13 protein-coding genes are annotated in these 15,059 nt (G+C 48.8%); 11 read left to right on the plus strand and 2 right to left on the minus strand.

Annotated elements, in window-relative coordinates:
• From KTH89_RS13045 to KTH89_RS13095, 11 genes are all read left to right on the plus strand, one after another.
• On the plus strand, positions 1-1,509 hold the full coding sequence (locus KTH89_RS13045) for an FGGY-family carbohydrate kinase (RefSeq protein WP_238721999.1): 1,509 nt from the start codon (positions 1-3) through the stop codon (positions 1,507-1,509).
• Positions 1,509-2,933, plus strand: a complete 1,425-nt coding sequence (locus KTH89_RS13050) for a four-carbon acid sugar kinase family protein (RefSeq protein ID WP_238722000.1) — start codon at positions 1,509-1,511, stop codon at positions 2,931-2,933. The genes KTH89_RS13045 and KTH89_RS13050 overlap by 1 nt, the downstream gene beginning before the upstream one ends.
• Before the next feature lie 81 nt (positions 2,934-3,014).
• Entirely contained in the window at positions 3,015-3,674 is a 660-nt protein-coding gene (locus KTH89_RS13055) for an aspartate/glutamate racemase family protein (protein WP_238722001.1), read from the plus strand.
• Positions 3,667-4,449, plus strand: a complete 783-nt coding sequence (locus KTH89_RS13060; protein ID WP_238722002.1) for a sugar phosphate isomerase/epimerase family protein — start codon at positions 3,667-3,669, stop codon at positions 4,447-4,449. Before KTH89_RS13055 ends, KTH89_RS13060 begins: the two co-directional genes overlap by 8 nt.
• A 6-nt stretch (positions 4,450-4,455) precedes the next feature.
• Positions 4,456-5,865: an L-fucose/L-arabinose isomerase family protein gene (locus KTH89_RS13065; protein WP_238722003.1), complete on the plus strand. Its 1,410-nt coding sequence runs from the start codon at positions 4,456-4,458 to the stop codon at positions 5,863-5,865.
• A gap of 43 nt (positions 5,866-5,908) precedes the next feature.
• Positions 5,909-6,811 (plus strand): class II fructose-bisphosphate aldolase, encoded by a 903-nt coding sequence (locus KTH89_RS13070; protein WP_238722004.1) that lies wholly within the window; start codon positions 5,909-5,911, stop codon positions 6,809-6,811.
• Positions 6,798-8,156 carry a glycoside hydrolase family 5 protein gene (locus KTH89_RS13075; protein ID WP_238722005.1) on the plus strand — a complete coding sequence of 453 codons (1,359 nt, stop codon included), beginning with the start codon at positions 6,798-6,800 and terminating at the stop codon, positions 8,154-8,156. The genes KTH89_RS13070 and KTH89_RS13075 overlap by 14 nt, the downstream gene beginning before the upstream one ends.
• A 225-nt stretch (positions 8,157-8,381) precedes the next feature.
• Entirely contained in the window at positions 8,382-9,251 is an 870-nt protein-coding gene (locus KTH89_RS13080) for a carbohydrate ABC transporter permease (protein ID WP_330656689.1), read from the plus strand.
• Positions 9,248-10,087 carry a carbohydrate ABC transporter permease gene (locus tag KTH89_RS13085; RefSeq protein WP_238722006.1) on the plus strand — a complete coding sequence of 280 codons (840 nt, stop codon included), beginning with the start codon at positions 9,248-9,250 and terminating at the stop codon, positions 10,085-10,087. Before KTH89_RS13080 ends, KTH89_RS13085 begins: the two co-directional genes overlap by 4 nt.
• 127 nt (positions 10,088-10,214) lie before the next feature.
• On the plus strand, positions 10,215-11,636 hold the full coding sequence (locus KTH89_RS13090) for an efflux RND transporter periplasmic adaptor subunit (protein WP_238722007.1): 1,422 nt from the start codon (positions 10,215-10,217) through the stop codon (positions 11,634-11,636).
• Entirely contained in the window at positions 11,633-12,892 is a 1,260-nt protein-coding gene (locus tag KTH89_RS13095) for an ABC transporter permease (protein WP_238722008.1), read from the plus strand. Before KTH89_RS13090 ends, KTH89_RS13095 begins: the two co-directional genes overlap by 4 nt.
• Here KTH89_RS13095 and KTH89_RS13100 read toward each other — a convergent pair.
• Both KTH89_RS13100 and KTH89_RS13105 read right to left on the minus strand, forming a co-directional pair.
• A complete protein-coding gene (locus tag KTH89_RS13100; protein ID WP_238722009.1) occupies positions 12,833-14,176 on the minus strand; it encodes a sensor histidine kinase in 1,344 nt (447 codons plus the stop codon). The genes KTH89_RS13095 and KTH89_RS13100 overlap by 60 nt on opposite strands.
• Positions 14,166-14,849 (minus strand): response regulator transcription factor, encoded by a 684-nt coding sequence (locus KTH89_RS13105; protein WP_238722010.1) that lies wholly within the window; start codon positions 14,847-14,849, stop codon positions 14,166-14,168. Before KTH89_RS13105 ends, KTH89_RS13100 begins: the two co-directional genes overlap by 11 nt.
• Between the last annotated feature and the right edge of the window lie 210 nt (positions 14,850-15,059).

Here is a 15,059-nt window from a genome sequence, read left to right on the forward strand (position 1 = left end):
TTGGAATACTATCTGGGCATCGATATGGGAACTACAAATATAAAGGCCGCTTTATTTACAGAGGATGGAAGTATGGCCGCGTTTTCGAGTGAGCCTACGCCGGTTATTCACCCGAAAGAGGGATGGAGTGAATTTGGGCCATTAGAATTGTGGAGTGTTCTGTGCCGATGTATTAAAAAAGTCGTATGGGAGACCAAAGGGGCCAAAATCGTTTCAGCGGGGATCTCATCCCTGGGGGAATCAGGCGTGTTGACAGATGCCGGTGGATATCCGCTGAATAATTTTATAGCCTGGTATGATCCCCGTGCAAAAGAAGAAATAGAAGAGCTGAAGCGGAAAATAGGGAACGACAGGATTTATTCGATTACCGGACAGACGCCATCGGATAAATATGGAATCTGTAAATTGCTATGGATCAAGAAGAATTTGTCCGAAGCATATGAGGAGGCGAGTCACTGGTTATCGGTTGAGGATTGGATACTATATAAGCTTACCGGAAATTATGCAACAGATTATTCGATCGCTTCCAGAACGATGGCATTTGATATCGTGAAACTGCAATGGTCGGAAGAAATACTGGACGCCGCAGGAATTGCAGCGGAATTGTTCCCGGAAGCATTACCAGGTGGAACTTTCGCCGGTAGAGTAACACAAAGGGCGTCAGAAGAGACTGGGCTGGCAAGGGGTACGCCGGTTTCGGTGGGCGGGCATGACCACGCCTGTGCGGCAGTCGCAGTGAATATATTCGAGTCCGGCGTTGTGTTGGATTCCATGGGGACGGCAGAGGTGTCTATGGTGGCGGTCAGGGAACCGGTATTAAATAGGGAAGCTTTAGGAAAATTCTATTCTTTTTACCCTCACTGTGGACCAAAGTTGTATCGGGTTATTACTTCGAACCAATCCTGCGGGGCGGCGGTCGAATGGTATCTGAATACTTTAGGAGAGGAGATCCGTTCCAGGGCTATACGGTCCGGAAAATCGGAATATGATTGGATGGCGGGGGAAGCCGAACAAAATGCCAGGCCGGAGGATGCGGTGTATTTTCTGCCATTTCTGCGGGGATCCGTAGAAAATAACCAGTGGAAGGGCTGCCTGTGGGGGATCGATGACGGCCATCGGCAGGGAGATCTTATCAGGGCATTAATCCATGGGATCTGTTTTGAATTAAAAAAACAGATAGAAGGGTATCAGGAGCTGTTCCATCAGAGATTCGATAAAATACGGGTGGTAGGCGGTTTGGCAAAATCAGATTTTGTCATGAAGCAGAAAAGCAGGATCCAGGGAACAGACATAGAAGTGCCGGCCTGCGTGCAGGCAGCGTGTTGTGGAGCCGCGCTGCTGGGAGCAGTGGGAGCAGGAAAGCAGAATATTAAGAAACTGGGGCAGTTCTACCGGTTCGGTCGCAGATATCCAGCTGAAAACGAGGAAGAGCTATTGAAAGAATATCAGACCTATCTGAAGCTACGGGAAGGATTTAAGGAACTTTATAACAGAATCGGGGAGGCATAATGGGAGAAGAGCGGGAAGTACAAAGTTTTTTGAAGTATAAATATCCAAAAGACAGAGAAGAAAAGGTAAGTAGTCTGTTAAATCAGCTTATAAGGGAAAATGACCGTATGCTGGCCGTAATTGACGACGATCCCACAGGCGGACAGACGGTTCATGATATCAATGTCTATACTAACTGGAACCGGAAAATCCTGTTAAAAGCTTTTCAAACCCCGCAAAACATGTTCTATATCATGACGAATTCCAGAAGTATGACGCGTGCAGAGACAGCGGCCGTACAGAAGGAAATCATGGAGAACCTGGTCTGGGCTTCTAAAGAAACGGGGCGCAGGTTCGAAGTGATAAGTAGGGGAGATTCCACTCTGCGGGGACATTACCCGCTGGAAACACAAGTGCTGGCAGCAGGGCTGCCCCAGGCTGACAGGAAGGAATTGCTGATCCCCTATTTTCATGAGGGTAAGCGCTATACGATAAATGATATCCATTATCTGCAAGATGAAGAAAGATTGATTCCGGTTGGCAGCTCAGAGTTTAGTAAGGACAAAGCTTTTGGATATGAAAGCTCAAACTTGAAAAACTGGATAGAGGAAAAGACGGAAGGGAATGTGACAGCAGATCGGGTTGGCAGCATTACCTTGGAGATGCTCCGTAACCTGGAGTTTGATCGTATAAACGCTGTGGTTTCTGACAACAGATATTCCAAAGTTATTATAAACGCAGCGACAGATATGGATCTTAAGGTGTTTGCTGTTTGTTACTATCAAATGCTGAAAAAAGGAATGAATTTTATCGTCCGCTCGGCATCGTCGTGGCCAAAGATTGTCAGTGGCATAAGTTCCGTTCCGTTGATGGAAGCCGGGAGGATCGTTGATAAATCGAACCGGAACGGCGGACTAGTAATTGTGGGGTCACACGTGATGAGAACAACAGAACAGTTAAATTCTTTGATGGAAAGCAAAGCCGGGCTTCGATTCATAGAATTTAACCAGCATACGGCGCTTGAGCCTGCCAAGCTTGCACAGGAGACACAGAAGGTGGTGGACGTGGCACAAGCTGCGATGGCATCCGGCGTGACAGCGGTTATTTATACAAGACGGGAGCGTCTGGATTGGAATAAGGGCAGCGCCGAAGAGGAACTGGCAGTCACCAACCGAATCGCAGATGCTGTGACCGGTATAGCGGCGCGAATCCGTGTGAATCCCAGGTTTGTGGTCGTAAAAGGAGGGATTACTTCCAGCGATATCGCGGTAAAAGCTTATCAGGTAACGGAAGGTAAAATTTTAGGACAGGTGGCAGAAGGGGTACCTGTCTGGAGGTTGGGGGCTGACAGCAGGTATCCGGGTATGGCATATGTGATATTTCCCGGGAATGTGGGAGATAAGGATACGCTGAGAAATGTAGTGGAAGCACTGATAGAGCATTAGAATATATGAAAGGAAAGGGTTGGACACGAAGATGTTCCCCATACCTATATGTGTGAAAAAACACACGCAAGGAGGAAAATTATGCAGAAAAAAATAGCAGTCATACATACAAGCCTGGCCGTTAGGGAAATCATTGACCGGCAGATACGAATGGAGATCCCCGATGCAGATATTCACAATATTATAGACGAACGCTTCCTTCAGGATGTGATCGACCATAATGGGATCTATGACTCCATCATAAACAGGATGCGCCTGTACGTACAGGCGGCGGAGCAAATGAAGGCGGATGTGGTGTTAAATGCCTGCTCCTCCGTCGGCGAAGCTTTCGACGAAGCGATAAAGTCAGCCGGCATACCGGCCTTAAAGATCGATGAACCGATGGCAGAGGCTGCAGCCTACAATGGTTCCAGGATAGCGGTATACGGGACGGTGGCCACCACATTGGCGCCAAGCTGCCGGCTGATCGCTCATTGCGCCGAAAAAATGGGGAAAGAAGTTTCCGTAACGCCATACCTGATCGAGGGAGCATTTCAGGTCCTCTCAGAAGAGAAAAATCCCGAGAAACATAATGAGATGGTGCTGAACTGTATTAACGAGACACATGGCGGGCATGACGTCATCGTCCTGGCCCAGGCAAGTATGTCTATTCTCATACCGAAGCTGAGCGGTGTTGGGAAACCTGTTTTATACAGTCTTGAGAGTGGAATCGCAAGACTGAAAAAAATATTGTATGGTTAAACTGGGATGCTGTACGGCAATCAACGGGCTGACTGCTGTTAAGAAAGCGGGATTTGATTTTGTGGATCTGCCGGGGGCAGAGCTGTCCCGCCTGTCGTTTTATGACGTGGAATGCCTGGCGGACCGGCTTTGGCAGATGCGGCTGCCCTGTATCGGCATACATGCCGCGGTGCCGCCGGATATCAGGCTATGCGGCAGAGGAAGCAATGAAAAAAAGGTCATGGAATACGCGCAAGCTCTGTGCGCGAAATTAAACCGGCTGAATATCCGTTTTCTGGGCATCGGCAGCCCTTTGTCAAGGAGCCTTTTTGACGAAGACAGCCGGGATATGGCAAATGCTCAGCTATGTTCTTCCATCCGTATCTTTGCGGAAGAACTGCCAAATGCCTTTGTGCTTCTGGAGAGTTTGAATAAGAAAGAGACAAATTTTATCAATACCATGTCCGAAGCATATGAAATGATCAGCCTGATAAATCTGGAAAATACAGGCTTGGTATGTGACCTTTACCATATGGCAAAAAGCGGTGAGACGACGGCTGCGTTTACTGCCCAAATTAGCAGGAGCATCCGCTATTTGCACATTGCAGATCCAAACAGACGCCGGTTTCCAGAAGAATCCAGCCCTGCCAGTCTGTTTAAGTTGCTCAAAGACGTAGAGGACAGAACCGGTTGCGGGTATTTATCAATTGAAGCGATCAGCAGTTGTATGGAAAAAGATGCCGCGACTGGTTATCGGACGATGCAGAAAATTTTTCAAAAATATGGTTGGAGGTAAATTGTTATGTTGGATTGTTTTACGAAACAGAAAAAGCTAAGGATCGGTTTTGCCCCGGTAAGACGGGCGGCATGGTCACACAAACCGTTTAATCTGGATGAGGCGATTCGTTATAAAAAATTAATTTTTGAATTTATGACGCGATATGACGTGGAATGGATTACTCTGGATGAACTAACGGATGATGGACTTTTGTTTTCCGTGGAGGATGCGGATCTGGCGGCCAAGGTGTTTATTCGTGAAGAGGTAGATGCCGTTTTTATACCTCATTGTAATTTTGGAAGCGAGGAAGCAGCGGCCAGATTATGTAAAAAGGTCGGCAGGCCGGTTCTTCTGTGGGGGCCGAAAGACTATATTAATCCGGATGATTTCTACCGATACCGGGACAGTCAGTGCGGCTTGTTTGCAACGTCAAAGAATCTGAAGATGTATGGGGTAGAATTTAGCTACATAGAAAACTGTGACATAGAGGATACGGAATTCGACAAGGGTTTCCGGAAGTTCCTGGGAGTGGTAAGCGTAGTCAAGGCATTCAGCAGCCTGCGGATTGGCCAGATCGGTACCAGGCCCGCGCCATTTGCATCAGTGAAATCCAACGAGATGGAATTGCTGGAAAAATTCGGGATTGAAGTCCTTCCAATCACTTTAACCGAATTAAAGCAAAAATTTGACAGATGTCTAAAAGAGCGGGAAAAGGATGTTTTAGACTATGCGGAGGGAATCAAAACCGGATTTCAGAATCAATGTGCGGACGAAGGACAAATCCTTAAGATTGCGGCCCTAAAGCTGACGGTAGAGCAATGGGCGCTGGAAGAAAATCTCTCGGCTGCAGTGGCAATGTGTTGGGGGCCGATGATTGAAACCATCGGCGTGGCTCCATGCTTCGTGTTAAGCGAAGTCTGTGACGACGGCTTTCCATTTATCTGTGAATCGGATATCCACGGGGCGATAAGTGCCGTGATGGCAATGGCGGCAGCCCGCTATTCCACCCAGATATTCCTGGCCGATCTGACCATGCGCCATCCTGAGAATTCGAATGCGGAGCTTCTCTGGCATTGCGGGGTGTTCGCCAAAAGTCTGGCCAAAGATCCGAATGGTTTAGTTTTGAATAATCACTATAACCGTCTTTGCCCCGCCGTGGGAGAATGGGAATTAAAAGGCGGAAATCTCAGCATTGTCCGGTTTGATGGCAGTAACGGAGAATATTCCCTGTTCCTAGGCAGCGCAAAAGGAACGCAGGGGCCGAGGACGGTCGGCTCCTATCTGTGGATCGAGGTGGACGACTGGGGAAAGTGGGAGCGGAAACTGATCTATGGCCCTTATATTCACCACTGTGTTGGAATCCATGCAGAAGTGGTTGAGATACTGAAAGAAGCATGCAGATATATTCCGGGCCTGAAGGCTGACCCGGTCTGAAATTAACCGATATGTGCGGATAAGCGTACGTGAGGAGGAGATTATGGACATATATAATGGAAATATATTACGAAAACTTTTAAAAGATGCGGATCAGGGCGGATACGCGGTACCTATGTTTAATTATACGGATTTGTGGGATCAGATGGCAGTGATCGAGGCTGCTATGGAACTGCATGCGCCGATTATGTTTGCATCTATCCCAAAGACGGTAAATGCCATAAGCCCGGAAGTATTAGGGGCGGTTGGGACAGTACAGATGAAAAAAGCGGCGTCACCCATTATACATCACCTGGATCATGCGAAATCAGTAGAACTGTGTATCGCTGCCATAGACAACGGTTACCCTTCCGTGATGATTGATGCGTCCGACAAAAATCTGGAGACCAATATAGCTATGATTAAAAATGTGGTAGAGTATGCGCATACCCGGGGGGTTTTCGTAGAGGGCGAGATTGGCAGAATCAAAGGCCGGGACTATGAAGCCACATATGATGGGGATGATTTCCTGGCCAGGGTGGACGACGCTCTCAGGCTGGTTCAGGAGACGGGAGTTGACTCCCTTGCCATCGGGATCGGTACGGCCCACGGATTTTATGACGGAAAACCAGAAATAAATTTCAAAAGACTAAAGGAAATGAAAGAAGCTATTACGGTTCCGCTGGTTCTTCACGGTGGTACGGGAATCCCGGAAGAGGATGTGAAAAAAGCGATCCGGCTGGGAATTAACAAAGTAAATATTGGAACCCAGATCCGCTATACTTATATGCAGAGCGCATGCAGATTAATACAGGAAAAGGGACCTGTGACGCATACCATTGATATCATGACCGAAGCGAAAGAGGAGATTAAAAAAGTGGCGAAAGCATGGATCAGGATCTGCATGGCGGACGGGAAGGCGGAGGCGGACTTAAAAGGGCAGGAGATTCAATATGCTGAGAGTTAAAGGAACGGATATTGTCAGAGAAAATGGTGAGAAAATAGTGCTGAAAGGGTTTAATCTCGGAAATCTGGCGCTGATTGAACCAAACATGTTCGGGACTCCCGGCACGGAACACCGTCTGCGAAGAGCCATGAGGTTATTTGCGGGCGAGAAAAAAACAGAGTTATTTTTCCGTGGCTTACATGACAAATGGGTGACCGGGGACGATATCGCCTTTCTAAAGAGGTTGGGATGTAATTCGGTACGAATTCCGTTGAATTACCGATACTTTGAATCGGATGCGGATCCATACCACTATCTGGAAGATGGATTTCGGTTGATAGACCGGATACTGGAATATTGCAGAAAATATGAGATTTACGCGGTAATCGATCTGCATGCCGTACAAGGATACCAAAGCGGTGACTGGCATTGTGACAATATTTTTGCAGAGCAGGTCAATATTTATTACGACGCGCTGTGTCAGAACAGATATTATGAGCTGTGGAAAGAGATCGCCGGGAGATACTGCGGGGAAAGCTGGGTGGCAGGGTATGATATCATGAATGAACCGGTTGCGGCAGGCCCAATCGAAGTTGGAGCATTAAACGAGATATACCGTAATGTGACAGCAAAAATACGAGCCATTGACCGCGAGCATATTATATTTATAGAAGGAAATACCTGGGCGCAGGACTTTGAATGCCTGGAAGCCCCATTTGACAGTAATACCGTATATTCGAATCATTATTACTGTGACGCGGCAGTGACTCCAACTAATTATCCAGGCTGGATCAACGGAGAATACATAGACATTCATAAAATGGAGTCCGACATGGACAAAAGGGACTGGTTTATGCAAAAGCATCACATTCCCTGCTGGGTGGGTGAATTCGGAACTAGACGGTTAGGCGACTTGGACGGAAAACGGCGGTCTTTGACGGACTATCTGACAATTTTTGAGGAACGCGGCCATTCCTGGTGCTACTGGAACTTCAAGGATCTGTCCCTTCGAGGTCCCATCTATCTCGACGAAGAATCAGCCTGGTGTAGATTCTTAAAAAAGATTCAGCCTTTAAAAGATAAGTACCATACCGACCGCTCGATGCTTTTTGACGATGCTTGGGATCTGTCAGATGTCTTCGGGGCATATGAAGAAGGGGATTTTGTTTTGGGACTTTCCGAAACAAGAGAAATATTGATTAGAAATATGAGAGAGACTCTTGGGGATCAACTCACCCTAAAATTCGCGCAATTATTTGCAGAACTCTCAGAAGAAGAAATCAATGAAATGACAGATTCCTTCCTGTTCTGTAATTGTAAGATATATGAACCATGGATTGAAATATTTTCTAAATTTATGAGTTAGCTTTTTCACACTTAGGAAGGAGAGCGGGACATGCAACCCCGTTCCCCTTCCTGTTTTTATTGCACGCGGATTATAATATAAGCTACTGCAGCGATTTGTGATCGTTACCATTACACCTGTCTGAACCGGTTTATGAATTTTTCCCAGTTAAGCGCTTCCGCCGCTATTTAGAGAAAAGTTAGAGATACGCCTGTTATTCTTTGTTTCAGATAGGAGGTTCGAAGTTTGGACAAAAAGATGAGACATATAAAACGAAAACGATACGACGGCGTGCTTTTTATTCTGCCCAGCCTGGTGGGAGTGAGCATATTTTTAACCGTCCCCTTCTTAGATGTGATCCGGCGGTCATTTACAGATGTAATCGGAGAGAATTTTGTCGGGCTTCAAAACTACCGGACCGTATTTCAGACCTCCGCCTTTCAACTGGCTTCCTCGAATACCTTAAAATTTGTGCTGGTCTGTATCCCGCTTCTGTTGGTGCTGTCCCTGATGATAGCGTTGATCCTGACGGAGAGTTTTGGCAATAAAAGCAGGCTGAAACACGCTTATCTGATCCCCATGGCGATACCGGTAGCTTCCATCGTACTGTTCTGGCGGGTGATGTTTGCCAAACAGGGACTGCTGAATGGAATACTGGCGCAGTTTGGGGTACCCGGAAAAGACTGGATGAATGACAGTACCGCATTTGTGATTCTGGTGGGCAGTTATATCTGGAAGAACCTGGGCTATCATATCGTTCTGTGGACCGCAGGGCTGACTGCCATACCCAAGTCCCTGTATGAAGCTGCTGCAGTGGACGGGGCCAGCTGGTGGAAAAAATTCCGGTATATTACTCTGCCGAATCTGCGGGCGGTTCTGTGTACGATCAGCGTGCTGGCCTTTTTGAATTCCTTCAAGGTTTTCCGGGAGGCCTATCTGGTGGCGGGTGATTATCCGGATGAGAGTATGTATCTGCTACAGCATCTGTTTAATAACTGGTTTCGGGAATTATCCCTGGATAAATTATCCGCGGCAGCGGTTGTGGTCAGCGTGATCATTTTCCTTGGGATTCAGCTGTTAGAAAAGTTCTGGGATCAGGAGGAAAAAAGCAGATGAAAAAAGTATGGTTGTGGCTTCTCCTTTGTGTCCTGGCTGCAGTGGTCTGTATCCCGATGTATTTTTTGATTGATGGTTCCCTGATGGGGAAGGGAGAGGTGACGGAATATCTGGCTCCAGTTATGCAAAATAAAAACGGGTTTGCATCTTTTCGGCTGCTGCCTATGTATCCCACCCTGCGGTCCTATGTGGAATTGCTGCTGGACTCACCTGAATTTTTTGTAATGTTCTGGAACTCGGTGAAGTTAACTCTATTGATTTTAGCCGGCCAATTGGTGACCGGGGTGCCGGCGGCTTGGGGATTTGCCAGGCTGCGGATTCCGGGTAAAAGAATGCTGTTCCAACTCTATGTGATCCTGATGCTGATGCCGTTTCAGGTAACCATGCTGTCTAATTATCTGACGCTGGACCGGCTTCGTTTGCTGGATACCCATGCGGCGATTATCCTGCCTGCCGTATTTTCCACATTTCCGGTTTTTCTGATGTACCGGTTTTTCGAGAATATACCGGAGTCGATACTTGAATCAGCCAGAGTGGACGGAGCCGGTTCGTGGACCATATTCCGGAAGATCGGCGTTCCGCTGGGTTCCTCGGGAATCGTCTCCGCCATGGTGTTAGGCTTTTTGGAATACTGGAATCTGATCGAGCAGCCTCTGGTTTTTCTGAAAGATAAAAGCCTGTGGCCCCTGTCGTTATATTTGCCCAATATCGGGCTTGAAGAGGCGGGTATGGCATTCGTAGCCTCGGTCGTCACCTTGATTCCTTCCCTTCTGGTATTTTTCGCAGGCGGGGAATATCTGGAACAGGGAATCGCGGCTTCCGCAGTAAAGGAATAGAACAAAGAGTCACGGCTTCCGCAGCAAAGGAATAGAACAAAGAATCGCGGCTTTTGCAGTAAAAGAATACAACAGAGTATCCAACGTGGAAGCTATGATTCCATAATAATAGAAAGGTTGAATGCAGATGGAAATACAATCTCTATGGCAGATCAAATGGGGTCAAAAGGGCGAGTCTTCAACACAGAAGAAGGCATTGCGGTACCTGGCGGCCTTTTTGGCGCTGATGGTACTGTGCACGCTGCTGTCCGGCGCGGCCGATGCTTTGACTCTGGCCAGGATTAAGACAGAGGCTATCCGGCCCATGTCTTTGAAACATGATACCAGTTTAAGCGGGACTCTGTCGCCAAAATATGAACAGGCGGTATTTACCCTGCCGGACCAGAAGGTGAGCAGTGTACAGGTTAAAGAGGGAGATATGGTCAAGGAAGGGGACATCCTGTTTCAAGTGGATCTGGAAGAACTGGAGGAACAGCTGGAGCGTGCGAGAGATGAACTGAAAAAGGCGGAGTACCAGCAGAAAGATACAAATAGCGCCGGCGCCCTGGAAGCGAAAGAAAAACAAAAGGCGGAGGCGAGGGCCAGAGAAGATTACGACCACACGTTAGAAGAAGCCGACCGTAAAATCCGGGAAGCGGAGGCAGCCTGGGCGGACGCCCAGGCCAGATTGGATATCATCCGTGATAAGACGGTAACGCCGGAAACGGACGCAGATGCCGGACAGGGGTATACGCAGGAGCAGAAACAACAAGATATCAACTCGTTAGAACAAGAAACAGACGCAAGAAAGCAGGACTATGACGCGGCTGTGGCGGAGAAAGAAGAAAAAATGAGGAACGCCGGGCGGCAGGTGGAGGACGCTTCCTCGCCCTCCCCCTCCAATCACAGCAATGCGATTGCCGAACTGGATCAAAAAGAGATCGAGCGCAGAATACAAAAGTTAGAACAGTTAAAGGAGGACGGCGGAGCGGTACGTTCGACCATGGATGGCGTGGTAAAAAAGCTGGAGACAGCCACAGGACAGATCACCTCCTCGACCATGGCGGCCCTGCTGACCGATACGTCTAACGGCTACCGGTTCGAAGCGGCAGCGTCAAAGAATGAGATCAAATATCTGGCCGTGGGAGACGAGGTTACCCTCGATTTTGGAGATCAATATGAACCGGTAAGCGGACTGCGTATAGAATCCATCGAGGCAGCCGGGGAGGATTCGGATCAATCGCTGATATCTCTGGATGTCCCGCCGCAGAAAGAAAAATTACCGTCAACGGCTGAGTTAAAGGCATCCCGGACCACAAAAAAATATACGGCGGTGGTTCCGGTCGAGGCTTTACGAGTCGAGAAAGGAAAGTACTTTCTCTACATGCCCTCGGAAAAAGAATCGGTATTGGGGAAAATCACCGTGGTGGAACGGGTGGATGTGGAGATATTGGATAAGAATGATCAATACGCGGCGGTCGAAGGCGCATTCCTGGAAAGTAACGAGGTGCTTGTACACTCCAATAAAACGGTAAATACAGGTGACCGCGTGCGAAAGGAGGAATCATGAAGACCTTTGGCCGGCAGATCATGGCCGGACTTCTGCTGACGGCCGTCCTGGTCTGCCTGGCATATACGCTTGGGATGGTCAGCAGTCTGAACACACTGCCGATGACGGTCGTCTATGATAGGAAGGATAAGCCGCTGACGCAGCAGGAGATTGAAAAACTGAGGGAAGCTGAGGAAAAAAGAGAGAGTCCGGTACCGTTTACCGCCTGGTGCCAGCGAAAAGGAACGCTTTCCTATCCGGAACTCAACCGGGAGACAGCGGCGGATCTGGTGTATATAAACGGGGATTCCAACCTATTGGCCGCCGGTACGCACCCGCTCACGGAGAATGGGGAAAATGGCTGCCTGCTGTCGGAGGACCTGGCAATGGAATTATTCGGAAGCATCCAGGCTGTGGGGGAGATAATAAAGGCAGGTGAGTCAGAGTACACCGTACAGGGAATTCTGACGGAGCGGGAGAGTCTGATGGAGGGCGCGAAACTGGCGATCCTGCAGGCAGAGAAGGATGTCAAAGCAGATCAGATCAGCGTAGCCATCGGTGAAGACCCGAATGGGGAGAAGGCATATGCGTTCGCCATGCGTCTGGGGGCGGAGGGAGAGATGTTCCCGATGCAAAAGTATGTGGATCTGGCCGGTTTTACCACCAGTCTGCTGCTGCTTCTGATCGGGGGAAGCATGATCCTGCCGTGGGCGGCCAGGCTGATCCGCTGCCGGAAACAGCCCTTCGCGGCCGCGTTCTGCCTTGGCTTTATTCTTATTATTTCTATGGTATTCTACAAAGTGTCAGGGATGAACCTGAAAATTCCGGAATCTATGATTCCGACCCGCTGGTCCGATTTTGAATTCTGGGGGGAGTGGTTCCGAAGAAGTGTGGAAAGTTTGACAAGTTTCTTATACGCTCAGAAGACAGGAATCCAGGCAGTCTACGCCGGAGGCGCCTTGGCGGCTGCGGGCGGCAGCCTGCTGAGCGGGTGCTGCTATCTGCTCTGGTACAGAGCATGCAGGCCGAAAACATTAAAGAGCTTTTACCTATGGCTGCTGACCGCCGTTATTCTGGAGTTTCTGGTCGTGGTACGGATGGGGAATGAGTTTATGCTGCAGCCGTCGGAGAGAAGGATCATCTGGCTTTTGCTTCCTCTTTGTCTAACCGTCTCCTTTGTCGGGAGACAGCTCTTCGAAAAACTGTCTTGCCCGGAATCACATCCGAAGCTCCAGGACAAAAGTGGCGCCTCCTCCGGGCGTGTCCAGGACGCTTAAACTTCCTTTGTGAAGCTTGGCAATTTCCGCCGCGATACAAAGTCCCAGGCCGAAGTGCTCCCTGTCCTCATGGGCAGGGTCAGCGCGGTAAAACCGTTCAAAGATGCTGGATTTTTTATCATCCGGGATTCCCGGGCCGTTATCCGCCACACGGATCAGAATCCGGTGGTCCAAGGATTGTTTAAGCGAAAGCTCGATGCGCGGTAAGTCCGCCGGTTCGTTTGGCGGGGCGATCGGTGCAGGCGCGCCGGCTGTACCGCGCACGGTATAGGAAAGGGCGTTATCGATTAAGATGGACAGGAGCTGTTCGATCCTTTGCCGGTCACAGGTACAGTTAAAAGAACCTGTCTCCGGCAGCAGGATATGAAAAGAAATACCCTTATGTCTGGCTAAAGGTTCGTATCTCTCATACAGATCCAGCAACAAAGTATCCAGCTCCACATCTTCCATTTGCACGGACCAGTTTCCGGAGTCCGCGTTGGCCAGCGCTAAAAGATCATCCACCAGGCGGGACATGCGCAGCCCTTCTGTCTCGATGGATGCGGCGAACTGTGCCGATTCCCGGGGATCCGCTTTTTGCATTGCGCTGAGGCCGGATAGAATAACAGCTAAAGGAGAGCGCAGTTCGTGGGAAGCGGCGGCGACAAATTCCCTCTGCCTGCGCTGGCTTTCCTCTACAGGGCGAATCGTCCGCTTTGTAAAAGCAAAGGCGAAAATGGAAAGGAATAAAAGCGCTATGATATCCAGCAGCAGAAACAGGAGACGCTGGGTCATGACAGAGCGTTTCAGAGTATTTAACGGATGCACGATCAGTATTCCAAGATAACTGTTCTCCTTAGGAATCATGCCCAATGCCACATAGTAATCCTGCCGGTCATTCGCCTGATAAGTAAAACTCGTCTGTGTGACGGTTCTGGATATCTCATATTCCTGGGAAAAGTCAAACTGGTAATCGTGGGAGGCGGTCTTTAAAAGCTCCCGGTACAAATCCAGCCGCTGCCTGGATTCGTTGGACGTATTGAAAAAGAGCGGAGTGCCGTTTTCCTCAATGTAGAGCCAGATGTCATTGGTCTGTTCTGCGGTTGCGGCCCAGGTGTGGGAAACCGTCGATTGGTCCCGCAGGTAGGAAAGCAGGGTGCTGACATGGTTCTGGAAGGTGACGGATTCATTTTTTCTCATACCGCTTTCCGAGATCAATAAAGCCCCGAAAGACATGGCGATCAGAATCGACGCGGTGACCGCGATACAAAAGAACGAGAGACGGGTCTGAAGTTTACGAAACATTTGTTTTCTCCAATTGATAGCCGATCCCACGGATCGTTTTTAGCTGCAGGCTGCTTCCTACTTTTTTGAACCGCCGCCTGAGAAAATGGATGTAATTATCCAGATTCCCGTCTTCTATTTCTGTCTCCGGGCCCCACACACGGGCGATGAGCAGCTGCCTGGGCAGAGTCTGGCCTGCATTTTTCATCAGCAGTTCCAGCAGGTCGGATTCCCGCCTGGAGAGAGAACAGGAGTTTAGGGGGCCGGTCAGAGTTTTTGCCTCCGGGGAAAATGCCAGGTCGCCGCATTTGAGCACCTCTGTTTCCTCCCAACGCCTGGGACGCCTGCATATACTGCGGATTCTGGCCATCAGCTCCTCAAACGCGAAGGGCTTGACGATATAGTCATCCGCGCCCGCGTCCAGGCCGTGAACCCGGTCCTGCACTTCACCCAGGGCGGTTATCATGATTACCGGCGTATCAATTTGTTCTTTGCGCAGATCCGTCAGAATGTCGGTCCCGCTCATGGAGGGAAGCATCCGGTCTAATAGGATTAAATCGTGAGCCTGCTGTTCGGCCAGCCACAGTCCGTCGGCGCCGTCATGACAGAGGTCCACGGTAAATCCTTCCTTTTCCAACTGGAAGGCCAGAGAGCCGCACAGTTTTTTATCATCTTCTACAATCAGTATTCTCATTGCCATTTCTCCAATTTTATGAAGGTATTATTTCTTTCTATAATTAAAGTTTCCATATATATTTAATGATATCATAATTGTCTTTAAAGTTTCTCTAAAATATAATATAACATACATAAAACGCAGAGGAAAGAAATGGCGGTTTTAGCCGCCGGCAGAACGTGCTATGATAAATATACCTTTCTTCCCTTTAGAGATTCCTTAGAGAAA

This window comes from Diplocloster agilis, assembly GCF_019042275.1.
Lineage (GTDB): Bacteria > Bacillota > Clostridia > Lachnospirales > Lachnospiraceae > Diplocloster > Diplocloster agilis.